Below are 232 nucleotides of genomic sequence, written 5' to 3'. Positions count from 1 at the left end.
GCTCGACGAATACTGGGACAAGGACGCACACTCGGCCCTCGATCGTCCTCCTGGCCCACAGCCTGAGCCCTACCTGGGCTCGCGGGGCAAGACGCCGCGCCAGGACATTTCCTGCATGCTGTCCGGCCCGGCCCTGTATGGCGTACATAAGAACTTTGCCATTGCCTGGAACAAGGAAACCGGCGAGAACCTGCTCACGGCGCGTAACGCCTTCGCGCCCCCCACGCACCTT

General features: G+C 64.2%; 1 pseudogene. It reads left to right on the top strand.

Annotation, left to right across the window (positions count from 1 at the left end):
- A pseudogene (locus ALP40_RS22700) lies at positions 1 to 232 on the top strand (phospholipase); the annotation flags it as partial.

The organism is Pseudomonas viridiflava, assembly GCF_003702045.1.
Lineage (GTDB): Bacteria > Pseudomonadota > Gammaproteobacteria > Pseudomonadales > Pseudomonadaceae > Aquipseudomonas > Aquipseudomonas viridiflava_C.
This window is presented reverse-complemented; position numbering and strand designations above follow the sequence as displayed.